Annotated in this window: 14 protein-coding genes; 11 read left to right on the top strand and 3 right to left on the bottom strand. The window is 55.8% G+C overall.

Annotated features, from left to right (window positions below; genetic code table 11):
- The first annotated feature begins 55 nt into the window (after positions 1-55).
- The 6 genes from betI to C8N36_RS16875 all read left to right on the top strand — a co-directional run bounded on the left by betI (position 56) and on the right by C8N36_RS16875 (position 6,624).
- On the top strand, positions 56-628 hold the full coding sequence (gene betI, locus C8N36_RS16900; protein WP_097806007.1) for a transcriptional regulator BetI: 573 nt from the start codon (positions 56-58) through the stop codon (positions 626-628).
- Entirely contained in the window at positions 625-2,130 is a 1,506-nt protein-coding gene (betC, locus tag C8N36_RS16895) for a choline-sulfatase (RefSeq protein WP_097806006.1), read from the top strand. Before betI ends, betC begins: the two co-directional genes overlap by 4 nt.
- A gap of 102 nt (positions 2,131-2,232) precedes the next feature.
- Entirely contained in the window at positions 2,233-3,690 is a 1,458-nt protein-coding gene (gene betB / locus C8N36_RS16890) for a betaine-aldehyde dehydrogenase (RefSeq protein WP_097806005.1), read from the top strand.
- A 212-nt stretch (positions 3,691-3,902) separates the two neighbouring features.
- Positions 3,903-5,555 carry a choline dehydrogenase gene (gene betA / locus C8N36_RS16885; protein WP_097806004.1) on the top strand — a complete coding sequence of 551 codons (1,653 nt, stop codon included), beginning with the start codon at positions 3,903-3,905 and terminating at the stop codon, positions 5,553-5,555.
- Between the two features lie 54 nt (positions 5,556-5,609).
- On the top strand, positions 5,610-6,287 hold the full coding sequence (locus tag C8N36_RS16880; RefSeq protein ID WP_097806003.1) for a thermonuclease family protein: 678 nt from the start codon (positions 5,610-5,612) through the stop codon (positions 6,285-6,287).
- A 100-nt stretch (positions 6,288-6,387) separates the two neighbouring features.
- Positions 6,388-6,624 carry an HP1242/YdcH family protein gene (locus C8N36_RS16875; RefSeq protein ID WP_097806002.1) on the top strand — a complete coding sequence of 79 codons (237 nt, stop codon included), beginning with the start codon at positions 6,388-6,390 and terminating at the stop codon, positions 6,622-6,624.
- Positions 6,625-6,758: 134 nt separating this feature from the next.
- On the opposite strand, the gene C8N36_RS16870 is transcribed toward C8N36_RS16875, so the two are convergent.
- The 3 genes from C8N36_RS16870 to C8N36_RS16860 all read right to left on the bottom strand — a co-directional run bounded on the left by C8N36_RS16870 (position 6,759) and on the right by C8N36_RS16860 (position 9,965).
- A complete protein-coding gene (locus C8N36_RS16870; protein ID WP_097806001.1) occupies positions 6,759-8,573 on the bottom strand; it encodes a M3 family oligoendopeptidase in 1,815 nt (604 codons plus the stop codon).
- A 139-nt stretch (positions 8,574-8,712) separates the two neighbouring features.
- A complete protein-coding gene (locus tag C8N36_RS16865; RefSeq protein WP_097806000.1) occupies positions 8,713-9,675 on the bottom strand; it encodes an alpha/beta fold hydrolase in 963 nt (320 codons plus the stop codon).
- Complete coding sequence (locus tag C8N36_RS16860) at positions 9,675-9,965, bottom strand: SCP2 sterol-binding domain-containing protein (protein WP_097805999.1); 291 nt, start codon at positions 9,963-9,965, stop codon at positions 9,675-9,677. Before C8N36_RS16860 ends, C8N36_RS16865 begins: the two co-directional genes overlap by 1 nt.
- 85 nt (positions 9,966-10,050) lie before the next feature.
- Here C8N36_RS16860 and C8N36_RS16855 point away from each other — a divergent pair, with 85 nt between their 5' ends.
- From C8N36_RS16855 to C8N36_RS16835, 5 genes are all read left to right on the top strand, one after another.
- Positions 10,051-10,602, top strand: coding sequence for a tetratricopeptide repeat protein (locus C8N36_RS16855; protein WP_245910910.1), 552 nt, complete (start codon positions 10,051-10,053; stop codon positions 10,600-10,602).
- Positions 10,603-10,618: 16 nt separating this feature from the next.
- On the top strand, positions 10,619-13,459 hold the full coding sequence (locus C8N36_RS16850) for a helicase-related protein (protein ID WP_097805997.1): 2,841 nt from the start codon (positions 10,619-10,621) through the stop codon (positions 13,457-13,459).
- Positions 13,460-13,840 carry an RNA-binding S4 domain-containing protein gene (locus tag C8N36_RS16845; protein ID WP_097805996.1) on the top strand — a complete coding sequence of 127 codons (381 nt, stop codon included), beginning with the start codon at positions 13,460-13,462 and terminating at the stop codon, positions 13,838-13,840. It abuts the gene before it with no gap.
- 51 nt (positions 13,841-13,891) lie between these two features.
- Positions 13,892-14,230 (top strand): ferredoxin FdxA, encoded by a 339-nt coding sequence (gene fdxA, locus C8N36_RS16840; protein WP_097805995.1) that lies wholly within the window; start codon positions 13,892-13,894, stop codon positions 14,228-14,230.
- A 267-nt stretch (positions 14,231-14,497) separates the two neighbouring features.
- Positions 14,498-15,010, top strand: a complete 513-nt coding sequence (locus C8N36_RS16835) for a CarD family transcriptional regulator (protein ID WP_097805994.1) — start codon at positions 14,498-14,500, stop codon at positions 15,008-15,010.
- Positions 15,011-15,047: the final 37 nt, after the last annotated feature.

Genomic DNA, 15,047 nt, shown 5'->3' with positions numbered 1-15,047 from the left:
GCGGTGTGTCTGATTTTGATTGACTTGTCAGTCAATAACCGGCAGCAATTCTTGTATGCCTAAGATTGGACAAGAACCAAAACGACGCGCTGCCCTTGTGGCCGCTACAGTCGAAGAAATCGGAGCCGCTGGTTCACTTGATGTGACCGTGGGCCAGATCGCCAAACGTGCAGGAATGTCGAGCGCGCTGGCGCATCACTATTTCGGCGGAAAAGCGCAGATTTTTCTGGCGGCCATGCGCCATATCATGACCGAATATTCGCGCGATGTCCGTGCAGCCTTGGACGGGGCTGCGCCCGGCAAACGGCTTGAGGCGATCATCGACGGCAGCTTTGACCCCAATTGCTTTGATCCGGCGGCGATTTCAGCCTGGCTGAATTTTTATGTTTTGGCACAGCGCGATGCCGAAGCAGCCCGTTTGCTCAACATCTACCAACGCCGCTTGAACAGCAACCTGACCCACGCCTTGCGGGGCCGCTGCGCGGATCCCGAAACCGTGGCTGTGATTGTGGCTGCGCAAATTGATGGTGTGTATTTGCGCTCGGCTTTGGACAAGCGCGACATGGCGAGCGCTGCCGCGCAGGTTCGGGCCGTTGCTCATGCCTTGACGGGAGAGGGCGCAGTATGAAACCCAATATTTTGATCATTATGGTCGACCAGCTCAACGGGACATTGTTTCCGGATGGCCCTGTGGACTGGTTGCACGTTCCCAACCTCAAAAAACTGGCAGCGCGTTCAACCCGCTTTGCCAATAGCTATACTGCCAGCCCGCTATGCGCGCCGGGGCGTGCCAGCTTTATGTCTGGTCAACTTCCAAGCCAGACGCGCGTCTATGACAATGCCGCTGAGTTCGCGAGCGATATTCCAACTTATGCGCATCATCTGCGGCGGGCCGGATACTATACCTGTCTGTCCGGAAAAATGCATTTTGTTGGTCCCGACCAGTTGCATGGTTTCGAAGAACGTCTGACCACGGACATCTATCCGGCTGATTTTGGCTGGACACCGGACTACCGCAAACCGGGTGAACGGATTGACTGGTGGTATCACAATATGGGGTCGGTCACCGGGGCCGGCGTGGCCGAGATTTCCAACCAGATGGAGTATGATGACGAGGTCGCGCATCATGCTAAAATGAAGCTGTACGATCTTGCGCGCGGTAAGGATGATCGCCCTTGGTGCGTAACTGCCAGCTTCACCCATCCGCATGATCCCTATGTGGCCCGCAAGAAATACTGGGACCTTTACGAGGATTGCCAGCATTTGGAGCCCGAGGTTCCGGCCATGGATTACAAGGATCATGACCCGCATTCGAAGCGGATTTTTGATGCCAATGATTGGCGGTCCTTTGATGTGACGGCTGACAACATCCGGCGGGCCCGCCGTGCCTATTTTGCCAATATTTCCTATCTGGATGACAAGGTCGGCGAACTGTTGGCAGTCTTGGAAGAAACGCGGCAAGAGGCCGTGGTGGTTTTTGTGTCGGATCACGGTGATATGCTGGGTGAACGCGGGCTTTGGTACAAAATGTCGTTCTTTGAAGGATCGGCGCGGGTTCCGTTGATGATTGCTGTGCCGGACGGGCAGGGTGCAAAAGTTGAGGCACCTGTTTCGACCATCGATCTGTGTCCGACGCTGACCGATCTGGCCGGAATTGACATGGGAGAAGTTGCGCCTTGGACTGCGGGGGAAAGCCTGCTGCCGGTGATGAATGGCGCTGAACGTACGTCACCCGTTGCGATGGAATACACCGCCGAGGCATCGTATGCGCCGCTTGTTTGTCTGCGCTATGGCAAGTGGAAATATATTGCCTGTAGCCTCGATCCCGAGCAGTTGTTCGATCTGGACGCTGATCCACATGAGCTGACCAATTTGGCGGACACTCCGGTGCACGCCGGAACGCTGGAAGCCATGCGTGCCAAAGCCGAGAAACGCTGGGATCTGGGCCGGTTTGACGGTGAAATTCGCCAATCTCAGGCGCGGCGTCTGGTGGTCTATGAGGCCTTGCGCCAAGGCGGTTATTTCCCGTGGGACTATCAGCCGCTGCAAAAGGCATCGGAACGTTACATGCGCAACCACATGGATTTGAACGACTTGGAAGACAACCAGCGCTTTCCGCGCGGGGAATAACACTTGGATGGGATCGGGCCGCCGGTTTGACACGCCGCCCACCCGCCCACCCCGACGCGTCAAACCGGCGTGTCACGCGACCTGAGATTTTGGAGACGACACATGGCGTATAATACGCAGCCCACTGCCAGCCATTTTGTAAATGGCACCTACCTTGAAGACACCGACGGCGAGTTGATCGAAGTGGTATATCCGGCGACTGGGGCTGTAATCGCCCGTGTTCACGCCGCAACCCCCGCCGTGGTCGCGGCCGCGATTTCGTCTGCCAAAGCCGCGCAAAAAGAGTGGGCTACCAAATCCGGAACAGAACGGGGCCGGGTATTGCGCCGTGCGGCGGACATCATGCGCGAACGCAACCATGCTTTGTCGCAGCTTGAGACCTATGACACCGGAAAACCGATGTCGGAAACGCTGTATGTGGATGCGACTTCGGGGGCTGATGCGCTTGAATACTTTGGCGGTTTGGCAGGGGCTTTGACCGGTGAGCATGTCAATTTGGGTGGGGACTGGGGATATACCGTCCGCGAAGCGCTGGGCGTCTGCGTTGGGATTGGCGCGTGGAATTATCCAACGCAGATCGCTTGCTGGAAAGGCGCGCCAGCGTTGGCTTGTGGCAATGCGATGATATTCAAACCCAGTGAAACCACTCCGTTATGTGCCTTGAAAGTGGCTGAGATTTTGGTCGAGGCGGGGCTGCCAGCGGGGTTGTACAACGTGATCCAAGGAGCCGGCGCAGTTGGGGCGGCTTTGGTGACGGACCCTGATGTCGACAAGGTGTCTTTGACCGGCTCTGTGCCGACTGGTCGTAAGGTCTATGCGGCGGCGGCTGACAGCATGAAACATGTCACCATGGAGCTGGGCGGGAAAAGTCCGCTGATCATCTTTGACGATGCGGACCTGGAGAACGCCGTCGGTGGTGCAATTTTGGCGAACTTCTATTCGTCTGGTCAGGTCTGTTCCAATGGCACACGGGTCTTTGTGCAAAAGGGTATCAAGGAAGCCTTCTTGAAGCGGTTGGCCGAGCGTTTGGCGACTGCCAAGATTGGCGATCCAATGGATGAAACTGTCAACTTTGGCCCTATGACCAGCCAGCACCAGCGAGAGATTGTGATGTCCTACATTGCCAAGGGCAAAGAAGAGGGCGCGCGTCTGGTCTTTGGCGGGGCGAAAATCGAAGGTGATGGGTTTTTTATTCAGCCGACGGTTTTTGCTGATGTCAAAGACGACATGGTGATCGCGCGCGAAGAGATTTTTGGCCCCGTGATGGCCGTTCTGGATTTCGAAGATGAAGAGGATGTGATCGCTCGCGCAAATGATACCGAATTTGGATTGTCGGCCGGTGTTTTCACCAGTGATCTGACGCGCGGTCATCGCGTGATCGGGTTGATGGAAGCGGGCAGCTGTTTTCTCAATTCCTATAATGACGCGCCTGTGGAGATGCCGTTTGGCGGATCAAAAATGTCCGGCGTCGGACGTGAAAATGCCAAGGTTGCCATCGAGCATTATTCCCAAGTGAAGTCGGTCTACGTGCGTATGGGCGATGTGGAATCGCCGTTCTAGGATTGGTTGATTGCTTGTGGGCCACGGCCCCGGCGAGCGGCCCACCCGCCCACCCCCGTCTCGCCGGGGCCGTGGAGATGAAAACAAACGTTTGTAGTGACGCGGTTACGGAGCGCTTTGAGCGCACTGGATTTTTTGCTCGCCTCTTTTGAGGTGCGTTGACCCTTTGGGTGTGTTTGGAGCCCGTAGGATGTCTTGAAGGATGGGATGCCATGAAGGCGGATTATGTAGTTGTTGGCGCGGGCAGCGCCGGGTGTGCGATGGCGTTTCGGCTGGCCGAGGCGGGCAAATCGGTCATTGTGATAGAACATGGTGGCAGTGATTGGGGCCCCTTTATCAATATGCCCGGCGCGCTGAGCTATCCGATGAGCATGAAAACCTATGATTGGGGGTTTGAAAGCGCACCAGAGCCGCATTTGGACGGGCGCCGGTTGGCCTGCCCGCGCGGAAAAGTCATCGGCGGGTCATCTTCAATCAACGGAATGATTTACGTGCGCGGCCATGCCTTGGATTTTGACACTTGGCGTGAAATGGGGGCCAGCGGCTGGGGATATGCCGATGTGCTGCCCTATTACAAACGCCAAGAAGACTGGCATTCCGGCGGCCATGGTGGCGACGCTTCATGGCGCGGACAGGGCGGACCACTTCATGTGACGCGCGGCAAACGTGACAACCCTTTGGTTCCGGCTTTTGTTGAGGCTGGTCGACAGGCCGGATATCCGGTGACCGATGACTACAACGGTCATCAGCAAGAAGGTTTCGGCCCGTTCGATATGACGGTTTGGAAGGGCGCGCGTTGGTCTGCAGCCAAGGCTTATCTTCGTCCGGCAGAAAAACTGGGTGCGCAGGTGGTGCGTGGATTGGCCCGCAAAGTTGTGATCCGCGATGGCCGCGCTGTCGGCGTTGAGGTGCGCCGCCAAGGTCAGATCGAAGAGATCGAAGCAAATTGCGAAGTGATCATTGCCTCGAGCGCCATCAATTCACCGAAACTGCTGATGCATTCCGGCATTGGACCCGCAGCGCAACTGACCGAGCATGGCATCCAGGTCGTCGCGGATAGGCCGGGCGTCGGGCAAAACCTGCAAGACCATCTGGAACTGTATATTCAACAGGCGGCGACGCAACCTGTGACACTGGCCAAATACTGGAACTTGCTGGGTAAGGGCTATGTGGGCGCGCGCTGGCTGTTTGGCCGGTCGGGGCCAGGGGCGTCGAACCAATTTGAAAGCGCCGGATTCATCCGGTCAAAAGCCGGAGTGCAATACCCGGATATCCAATACCACTTTTTGCCAATTGCTGTGCGCTATGACGGCAAAGTTGCATCGGAAGGGCATGGCTTTCAAGCCCATGTTGGCCCCATGCGATCCCCGTCGCGCGGTGAAATTACCTTGAAATCCAGCGACCCCGAGGCGGCCCCGAATATTCTGTTCAACTATATGAGCCATGAAAAAGACTGGGAGGATTTCCGCACAGGGATTCGTCTGACCCGCGAAATCTTTGGCCAAGAGGCGTTTGCACCTTATCGCGGGCACGAAATCCAGCCGGGTGATGCCTTGCAAAGCGATGAGGACCTGAACGGGTTCATCAAAGAGCACGTCGAGAGCGCTTATCACCCTTGCGGAACATGCAAGATGGGGGCGGTCGATGATCCGATGGCAGTTGTGGACCCGCATGGGCGGGTGATCGGGGTAGACGGGTTACGTGTTGCCGACAGCTCGATCTTTCCTCAAATTACCAACGGAAATCTGAATGCACCGTCAATTATGGTTGGCGAAAAGATATCCGATCACGTCTTGGGGCGCAGTCTGCCTGCGGACAATGCCGAGCCTTGGATCCACCCTGAGTGGCAAACCGCTCAGCGTTAACGAAGGTGATCAGAATCGGTTGATATTGGGGGCTGGCATCCCGATATTAACCAAATGTTAATCAATCGTTTCTGTATTGTTCTGATCGCAGCTCTAATTCTTGGCCACAGTGCCAGCGCCGATTTGTCGGGTCCGGTGCATGTGGTCGATGCAGATACGATCAAGGTTCATGGTCAGTCGATAAGGCTGCATGCGATTGATGCCCCTGAAGTCAAACAGCATTGTGGCGGTCCGGGGCAACCTGTTTGGGCCTGTGGCATTTGGGTCAAAACCCGCGCTCAAGAATTGTTCGAAGGTCAGTTTGCCCAATGTGAGGCGCTGGAGACCGACCGATATGGGCGCATGGTGGCGCGCTGTTTGGTCAATGGGCAGGATATGGGGCAGGTTTTGGTCAGTCAGGGATTGGCCTTTGCCTATCGCAAATACGGCTGGGATTATGATCTCGATGAAAAAGGCGCAGCGGTTTCAGGACGGGGATTGCACGGGACCGGCGTGGTAAACCCTGCTGAATACAGGGCGCAGGGCCGCGATGCACGGGCGAAATGGTCGCTGAACAATGCGCCGGACGGCTGCGTGATCAAGGGGAATATCTCGGGCTCTGGCGAGCGGATTTTTCATATGCCGGGGCAGGCGTGGTACAATGTCACGACCATTCGAGCCGACAAAAAGGAACGCTGGTTTTGTACGGCGGACCAAGCCAGAAGCGCCGGTTGGCGTCCAGCGAAAAAATAAGACAAAAAGAGACAGGAATTCACGCGGCTTGATCCGAGTCAAAGTGACAACCGCCGCGCTATGTCACCTTCTTCGTGAAACGAACAGGAAGGAGACAAACATGTCCCATACACCGCATGAGCTGGCCGAAGAATTCCCGGAATTCGTCGAAAAGATGAGCGATCTTAAGCAATCCGACGCACATTTTGCCAAACTGGCTGATGAGTACCATGATGTTAATCGTCAGGTGCACCGTGCAGAAACCAACGTAGAACCAATGAGTGAGCAGGCCGAGGTTGAGCTGCGCAAACAGCGGTCCTCTCTCAAAGACGAAATTTATAGTATGCTCAACGCGTAAAACAGCTTTGAGATTTTGGAAAGGCCGGTCGGGTGTTGCCCTGCCGGTCTTTTTCTTTTTCGACCCTACCAAGGGAATGCGGCATGGTGGGGGACCGCAATGGAAAAAAGGCCGCTTTCGCGGCCTTTTCCAATTCAGTCTTCCATGGCTTCCAGCTCGTCGATGAAGCCTTCAATCATCGACAACCCTTTGTCCCAGAAGCTTGGGTCGGATGCATCCAGACCGAATGGAGCCAGCAATTCAGAATGGTGTTTTGACCCGCCAGCGCGCAGCATTTCAAAGTACTTGTCCTGAAACCCGTCGGGCTGTTCTTGGTAGGCTGCATATAGCGCGTTCACCAAGCCATCGCCAAAGGCATAGGCATACACATAGAACGGCGAATGCACGAAATGCGGGATGTAGGCCCAGAAGGTTTCATAGCCTTCCATGAATTCAAAGGCAGGCCCAAGGCTTTGGGCCTGAACGGACATCCAGAGCGCATTGATATCATCGGGGGTCAGCTCGCCTCCACGGCGGGCGTCATGCAGTTTGCATTCAAAGTCATAAAACGCGATCTGCCGCACCACGGTGTTGATCATGTCTTCGACTTTACCGGCCAACATGATCTTGCGCTCGGCTTGGTCCTTGGCCCCGTCCAGCATCTTGCGGAAGGTCAGCATTTCGCCAAAGACGGACGCTGTTTCTGCCAAGGTCAGCGGTGTCGAAGACAGCATTTCGCCCTGACCGGCGGCCAGAACCTGATGCACTCCGTGACCCAGCTCATGCGCCAATGTCATCACATCACGCGGTTTTCCGAGGTAGTTGAGCATCACATAGGGGTGCACATCGACGACAGTGGGGTGGGCAAAGGCACCGGGGGCCTTGCCGGGTTTGACGGCAGCATCAATCCATCCCTTTGTGAAAAAGGGTTCGGCCAATTCACCCATGCGCGGATCAAATCCGGTATAGGCGTCCATCACCGTTTTTCGGGCGTCTTCCCAGCCGACAATGGTTTCTGATTCCATTGGTAAAGGGGCATTGCGATCCCAAACCTGCATGACATCAAGGCCAAGCCACTTGCGTTTAAGCTCATAATACCGATGGCTGAGGCGCGGGTAGGCGGCCACAACGGCATTGCGAAGCGCTTCGACAACCTCGGGTTCGACGTCATTGGCCAAATGCCGGCCGGCTTGCGCGCTTGGCATGCCGCGCCACCGGTCCACGATTTCTTTTTCCTTGGCTTGCGTGTTGTGAACACGGGCAAAGGTTTTGACATTGTCTGCAAACACCCGTGCCAGTTCGCGCGCTGCGTTTTCACGTTTGCTACGGTCCTGATCCGTCAAGAAGTTCAACGTCGCTTCGATGTTGAGATCTTCGCCTTCGATGTCAAAGGTCAGGCCCGCGATGGTTTCATCAAACAGACGTTCCCACGCGTCGCCAACAACGCCAAGATCATGCAGGAATTTTTCCAACTCGTCGCTGAGCTGATGCGGCTTCATTTTGCGGATTTTGTCAAAGATCGGCTTGTAGCGGGCCAAATCCATGTTTTCAGCAAAAAGCGCGTCCAGTGCGTTGTCCTCAAGCCGGTTCAGCTCAAGCGTGAAGAACACCAAGGGGGTTGAGAAATTGGTGATCCGTTCCTGACAATCAGACAGGAATTTCGCACGCTCCGCATCGGTGGTCAGCTGGTAATAGCGCAGACCGGCATAGGACATGATCCGGCCTGCCACACTGTCGATGCGTTCTTGGCGAATGACCGCGTCAAGCATGCCTTTGGCATCCAAGGTGGCCAGTTTACCCTCGTAATCATCCGCGAATTTCAGGCAGGCTGATTCGAGCCAGTCCAGATCGCGTTTCAGCTCCGGGGCGTCATCGGCCGTATAAAGATCGCTAAGATCCCATTCCGGCAAAGGACCAAGCGCCTCACCTCCGTGTGAGGCATTGATATCATATAGCGGCTTGATCTGCATCGCGTCTCTCCTTGGTGACTTGCGCCAGAGGTAATCGTGCCATGGCGCAAGGTTCAAGGGGGGGAGCGATTTATCCTGTGGAAAGTCCGGAATTCCACACGAAACAGCGGTCTCTCAGGTTTGGGAGGCGGGACGTTTCTTAGGCCCGCATGGCAAAGGCCGAGCCTGCTTGATCAAAAAAGGCGCAGATTTGATTGGTGACTCCGCTGCGGGTTGTCACATCGTCCATCAAAAGTTCATGTTCGCCGCCGGGGACCTGTACCAATTCGCCGCCGGGCCAGTGCTGCATCCGTGATATGACACGGGCCTGATCAACAATCCGTTCATTGGTGCCCATAAACGTGAGGCAGGGCAGGTTCGGAGACGCCCTACGGGCCAGATCTCGGGTTTCGACCAATGCTTCGTGTAACCAGTTGAGCGATGGGCCCCCTAGTTGTAATTCCGGCACCTTCAAAACCTGACGGCGCATATAATCCCACATTTCTTGATCGCGGGTCAGCAAGTTTCCTTCAAATTCGGAAGACAAGATATAGCTTTTGGGTTTGGTGCCGGGTGCAAAATGATGACCAAGGCCTATTTGCTTGCCGCCCCAGGACAGGGCCCAAGCGGCGGGTCGCAGGCTGTCGGAAATCCGAATGCCCCACATCGGGCCACTAAAGACACATGATTCAACCGGCAGCCCATCCATAACAGCGTGCAATCCAATGCACCCGCCCATGGAATGGCCAATCAGATGCAAAGGTTGTGGCAATTCAAGCTCGTCTATGCAGGTCAGCATGGCGGCAACGTCTTGCTGGTAGTCCTGAAAGACATGCACATGGCCAGCCATAGGTTCGTCCAGCATCCTGTCTGCCAGCCCTTGGCCACGCCAGTCGATGGACAGGACATGATACCCGCGTGCGGCTAGATCTACAGCTGTACGGCCATATTTTTCGACATATTCTGTTCTACCGGGAAACAGCAAAACTGTGCCCCGCGCCTGCTCAGCCGGGAAATGAGCCACTCTGATACGGAGGCCATCGTCAGTTTTGACCCACCAGGCAGAGCTGCCAGCGGGTCCTTCGGACAATTCGGCGTGAAATGGCGCGGGGGACAAACTCATTAGGCGAGCACCGCTGCCAAACGCATGGCAGCTGACATATCGCCGTCAATTGTCAGTTTGCCGGACATAAATGCGCCGGTTGGATTCATTTCTCCGCTCAAGATTTGTTCGAAGGTATCCGCATCTGCCGTCAAGGTGACATCGGCGTCGTCATCGCCGGCGCGCACGCCGTTTTCATCGATGATCAAGCTGCCTTTGTCGGCCACAACAAATTTTGCAGTGGCATCAAAACCGTCGCCGCCAAGCTTGTCAGACAGGGCTGCTACAGCAGCATCAATAGTGTCGCTCATTTATTTTCCTCTTCTACATCCAAGTCGCTCTGGAAATCTTGCGCACCAGCGCTAAACTCAGGTAGAGTTATGAACACGGGTTATCATGCTTTTCAAATCTACCCTCACGGCACTTTGCACCGTAGTAATGATTTCCCTACCTTCCGGTTTATGGGCGGGAAGTCGCGCGGAAAAACTTTTAGACGAACTTGCCCAAGCGCAAGACGCTGCTGCCGCGCACCGTTTGGAGACGCAAGTCGTTGGAGAATGGTCGAAATCCGGCTCCGCGGCTATGGATCTTTTGCTGAAACGAGGTGAAGATGCGCTCGAGGTTGGAAAAACCGAGGCCGCGATCGAGCATTTTCGCGCTTTGACGGATCATGCCCCCGATTTCGCCCAAGGCTGGCAGGGTTTGGCCATGGCCTATTACCAAGCCAACCAATTTGGCGTCGCTATGGATGCATTGGAGCGGACACTGGCGATTAATCCGGATCATTTCGGTGCGCTGCGCGGTGTCGGCGCAATTCACGAACAGCTGGGCAAAGCTGCCCTTGCCTATGACGCCTATGCCCGTGTACTTGAACTGCGACCACATGATGCTGATGTAATAAGCGCAATGGCGCGGCTGGAACGTGAAGTTAAGGGCGTAGAGCTCTGATAATAAAGGCGTCCCTATGGACATGAATGCACGGATCGCGGCCGTTCTGGGCCCGACGAACACCGGCAAAACCACCTACGCAATCGAACGGATGCTCAGCTATCGATCAGGTTTGATCGGATTGCCGCTGCGTTTGCTTGCGCGCGAAGTCTATGATCGCGTGGTAGATTTGCGCGGCCCGTCTGTGGTGGCGCTGGTCACCGGAGAAGAACGCATCGTGCCGCCGCGTGCGAAGTACTGGATCTGCACGGTCGAAGCGATGCCTGAAGGGATGGGGGCGGATTTTGTCGCGGTGGATGAAATCCAGCTGTGTGCAGATCCCGAACGCGGACATGTTTTCACAGACCGTTTGATGCGGATGCGCGGCACCCACGAGACATTGTTTTTAGGGTCGGACACCATGCGCGGCCCGATCCGCGAATTGATTCCCGAAGCCGAATATGTCCAGCGTGACCGGATGAGCCAACTGGCCTATTCCGGGTCAAAGAAAATCAGCAGGTTGCAACCACGCACCGCAATTGTCGGTTTTTCCGTCGATAATGTTTACGCAATCGCGGAATTGCTCAAGCGGCAAAAAGGCGGTGCAGCCGTGGTGATGGGGGCGCTTAGCCCGCGTACCCGCAATGCGCAGGTTGAAATGTATCAAAACCGCGAGGTGGATTATCTGGTGGCCACAGATGCCATCGGCATGGGGCTGAACCTTGATATTGACCACGTGGCGTTTTCGTCGCTGACCAAATACGACGGGCACCGCATGCGACCGCTGCAACCCAATGAGCTGGCGCAAATTGCCGGACGGGCAGGGCGCGGCATGTCGGATGGCACTTTTGGTGTCACTGGCGACGCGGGCCAAATCCCGGATGACTGGGCCGAAGCGATCTGTAACCACCAGTTTACTCCGCTGAAAAAACTGAACTGGCGCAACTCAAAACTACAGTTCGGGTCGATTGATGCCTTGGAACGCAGCCTTGATATGGCCCCAAATGACGCGCTTTTTCTAAAAGCTCGCGAGGCAGATGACCTGCGTGCGCTCCGAAATCTGGCGTCGGAGGCGGAAATCCGCGCACGGGCCTCGGATGGGCAATCTGTGCAGTTGTTGTGGAATGTCTGTCGGATACCGGACTTTCGGGGGATCTCGCCGAACGAACATGCGGGGCTTTTGCAGGTGATTTTCCAGCATTTGCATGAAAAAGGCCACGTTCCGGACGATTTTCTTGCCAGACAGGTCAATCGTATTGACCGAACAGATGGCGATATTGACACATTATCGAAACGTCTGGCGTATATTCGCACCTGGACATATGTCGCTCAGCGAAATGGCTGGGTAAAAGACCAAGACTATTGGCGCGACGCAACGCGCACAGTTGAAGACAGCCTGTCAGATGCGCTACACACGCGCCTGACGCAAAGATTTGTTGATCGGCGCACAAGTGTATTGCTGCGCCGGTTGAAACAGAAGGAGGCCCTTTTGGCCGAAGTAAACGATCAAGGTGAAGTCACCGTCGAAGGCGAATTCGTCGGGCGACTTGAGGGTTTCCGGTTCCGTCAGGATAAGGATGCAACTGGGCAAGAAGCCAAAACGCTGCGACAGGCGTCGCTTCAGGCTTTGACTCCGCATTTCCACCTGCGGGCGGACCGGTTCTACAATGCACCAGACAGTGAAATTGATTTCACCGAGCAGGGTGGCCTTATGTGGGGCGATCAGGCAGTGGGCAAGCTGGCCAAAGGGGATGATCCCCTGAAGCCGCGCGTTGTTGTCTTTGTAGACGATGAGGCCGGTGCCGATGTGGCGCAAAAGGTAGAACGCCGTTTGCAGCATTTCATGGATCGCAAGATCGCCGCTCAGTTCGAGCCGCTGATCAAAATGCGGGACGACGAGGCGCTGACAGGATTGTCACGCGGATTCGCGTTCCAATTGGTCGAATCGATGGGTATCGTGCAGCGGTCTGACGTGGCCGACGACGTAAAAGCGCTGGACCAGGATTCACGCGGGGCCCTGCGCAAGCATGGGGTTCGCTTTGGTCAGTATACGATCTTTATGCCGTTGCTTTTGAAACCTGCGCCGACCCGCCTGCGTTTGGTTCTATGGAGCCTCGCAAACGATCTGCAAGAATTCCCTGAAGCACCGCCTCCGGGCCTTGTGACCGTACCAAACGTCGAAGCCGTGCCTGCTCGCCACTATTCATTGGCAGGTTACCGCAAGGCAGGCACCCGTGCGATCCGCATTGATATGCTGGAACGTCTTGCGGATATGCTGCGCACCGAAGACAGCCGTGCCGGATTTGAAGGCAAGGCCGACATGTTGTCGATCACTGGCATGACGCTGGAACAGTTCGCCGACCTTATGGGCGGTTTGGGCTATAAAGCCGAAAAAGGTGAGCGCCCTAAGGTCAAGCCATCTGCAGTCGTCGAAGCCGCAGCCGAAGTGGCCCCCGCCGACTCCACCTCAGAGGCCGAAACGCCGTCTGAATCGGAGACAACGGCGGAAACTCCGGCTGAGACATTGGTCGCAGAAGGTGAAGCTGAAACATCCGAGGCACCGGCTGAATCCGCGGCTCCAGAGCCAGAAGTTGAGGTTTTCTATACCTTTACTTGGGGCGGAAACCGCGGTGGTCAGCGTCGTGGCGGCGGCGGGAAACCGCAGCGCAACGCGCGTGACGGTGGCGGCGAAAACCGCAACGAGCGCGGTGATCGTCCTCGCGGCGGCAAAGGTAAACCCCGCGGTAAGGGCGGCCCGAAACCGGGCGGTGATCGCGGCGCAAAAACCTTCCAGGCGCGCCCTCCCAAGCGTGAAAAGCCGATTGATCCCGATAATCCCTTTGCAGCAGCGCTGATGGGGTTGAAGGACAAGACCTAAGTGGCTGAGACGCCAGAACGAATCCGAATCGACAAATGGTTGTGGCAGGCGCGGTTTTTCAAGACACGCAGCCTGTCCGCCAAGCTCGTTTCCGGGGGACATTGCCGCGTCAACAGTATGCCGGTTTCGAAGCCGGCCTATGGGGTCAGCACAGGCGACGTGCTGACCTTTTCCAAAGAAGACGATGTTCGTGTTATCAAAGTGCTGGCCTTGGGCACACGCCGCGGCCCTGCGGTAGAAGCACAGACGCTGTACGAAGACCTTGCCCCACCTCAGCCCCGCGAACGACCGCCAAGCGCCCCCAAATTTGATGGAGGTGGGCGACCAAGCAAACGTGATCGTCGGGCTCTGGAACAGTTGCGCAGGGATGTGCTTGAATGATGGCGCGTCGTGGTCTAGTCACGCGTCAAGCTTTTTGAAGGATCGAGATTCATGACCTACGTGGTGATCGACAATTGCATCGCCTGCAAATACACCGACTGCGTCGAGGTGTGCCCTGTAGATTGCTTCTACGAGGGGGAAAATATGCTGGTGATCCACCCCGATGAGTGCATCGACTGCGGGGTTTGTGAACCGGAATGCCCGGCGGATGCGATCCGTCCGGACACAGAGCCAGACATGGAAAAATGGGTTGAATTCAACCGTAAATATTCCGAAGCTTGGCCCGTAATCATCGAGAAAAAAGATCCGTTGCCGGACTACGAAGCCAAAGACGGTGAGGCTGACAAATTGACTAAATACTTCTCGGAAGCGCCGGGCGAAGGCAGCTAAACGAATCAGTTTTGTCAATATCATGGCTTCGAGGGTTCGGCCCTAGAGCATTGAAAGATATTGTTAAAAGCGCCTTTTCCACAGCCTATGGGAAAGGGCGCTTTTTTGTGTTACACTATGGGTTCACAATACGTCATTTCGTTATGGGAATTTCGGCGCGACACCTCAGCGCGCCGCTATCGTCTAATCAGATGGTCGGGAGCCAAGTTGGCCTCCGCCTGTTTTTTTGTCGCCCACTGGAATTGGCTTGCAAGGAATGAGACTTAAATGACCAAAGCGAAGAAACCAGATTTCCGTCCAGATGAATATGTTGTCTATCCTGCACATGGTGTGGGCCAGATCGTTAATATCGAAGAACAGGAAATTGCCGGCATTGTGCTGGAGCTTTTCGTGATCTCTTTCGAAAAGGACAAGATGACTTTGCGGGTGCCCACTCACAAAGCCACGGAAATTGGTATGCGTTCGCTCAGTTCGCCCGACGTCATCGACGCGGCGATGAAAACTCTGCGCGGTAAGGCCAAAGTGAAGCGCGCCATGTGGTCGCGCCGTGCTCAGGAATATGAGCAAAAGATCAATTCGGGCGATTTGATCGCGATTGCCGAAGTGGTCCGCGATTTGCACCGTGCCGATGATCAGCGCGAACAATCCTATTCGGAACGTCAGCTTTATGAAGCGGCGCTTGAACGTCTGACCCGTGAAGTGGCCGCTGTGGCTGGCGGCGACGAAGTTGCGGCTGCGAAGCAGGTTGGTGATGTGCTGAGCCTACGCGTCGCGGCCTAATACCGGATCAAACAGACAAAAGGCGTGCCACCTGATT

It is taken from the genome of Pelagimonas varians (genome assembly GCF_003208435.1).
In the GTDB taxonomy this organism is placed as follows: Bacteria; Pseudomonadota; Alphaproteobacteria; order Rhodobacterales; family Rhodobacteraceae; genus Pelagimonas; species Pelagimonas varians.
The sequence above is the reverse complement of the archived record's forward strand: the minus strand, read 5'-3'. Positions and strand labels throughout refer to the sequence as shown.

Excerpts from the sequence above, each read along its gene's own strand:
- C8N36_RS16865 (WP_097806000.1), bottom strand. The coding sequence starts at position 9,675 with ATGAGTTTGTCCCCCGCGCCATTTCACGCCGAATTGTCCGAAGGACCC.
- betB (WP_097806005.1), top strand. The coding sequence starts at position 2,233 with ATGGCGTATAATACGCAGCCCACTGCCAGCCATTTTGTAAATGGCACC.
- betI (WP_097806007.1), top strand. The coding sequence starts at position 56 with ATGCCTAAGATTGGACAAGAACCAAAACGACGCGCTGCCCTTGTGGCC.
- C8N36_RS16880 (WP_097806003.1), top strand. The coding sequence starts at position 5,610 with ATGTTAATCAATCGTTTCTGTATTGTTCTGATCGCAGCTCTAATTCTT.
- C8N36_RS16850 (WP_097805997.1), top strand. The coding sequence starts at position 10,619 with ATGGACATGAATGCACGGATCGCGGCCGTTCTGGGCCCGACGAACACC.
- C8N36_RS16870 (WP_097806001.1), bottom strand. The coding sequence starts at position 8,573 with ATGCAGATCAAGCCGCTATATGATATCAATGCCTCACACGGAGGTGAG.
- C8N36_RS16875 (WP_097806002.1), top strand. The coding sequence starts at position 6,388 with ATGTCCCATACACCGCATGAGCTGGCCGAAGAATTCCCGGAATTCGTC.
- fdxA (WP_097805995.1), top strand. The coding sequence starts at position 13,892 with ATGACCTACGTGGTGATCGACAATTGCATCGCCTGCAAATACACCGAC.
- betA (WP_097806004.1), top strand. The coding sequence starts at position 3,903 with ATGAAGGCGGATTATGTAGTTGTTGGCGCGGGCAGCGCCGGGTGTGCG.
- C8N36_RS16860 (WP_097805999.1), bottom strand. The coding sequence starts at position 9,965 with ATGAGCGACACTATTGATGCTGCTGTAGCAGCCCTGTCTGACAAGCTT.
- C8N36_RS16855 (WP_245910910.1), top strand. The coding sequence starts at position 10,051 with ATGCTTTTCAAATCTACCCTCACGGCACTTTGCACCGTAGTAATGATT.
- betC (WP_097806006.1), top strand. The coding sequence starts at position 625 with ATGAAACCCAATATTTTGATCATTATGGTCGACCAGCTCAACGGGACA.
- C8N36_RS16835 (WP_097805994.1), top strand. The coding sequence starts at position 14,498 with ATGACCAAAGCGAAGAAACCAGATTTCCGTCCAGATGAATATGTTGTC.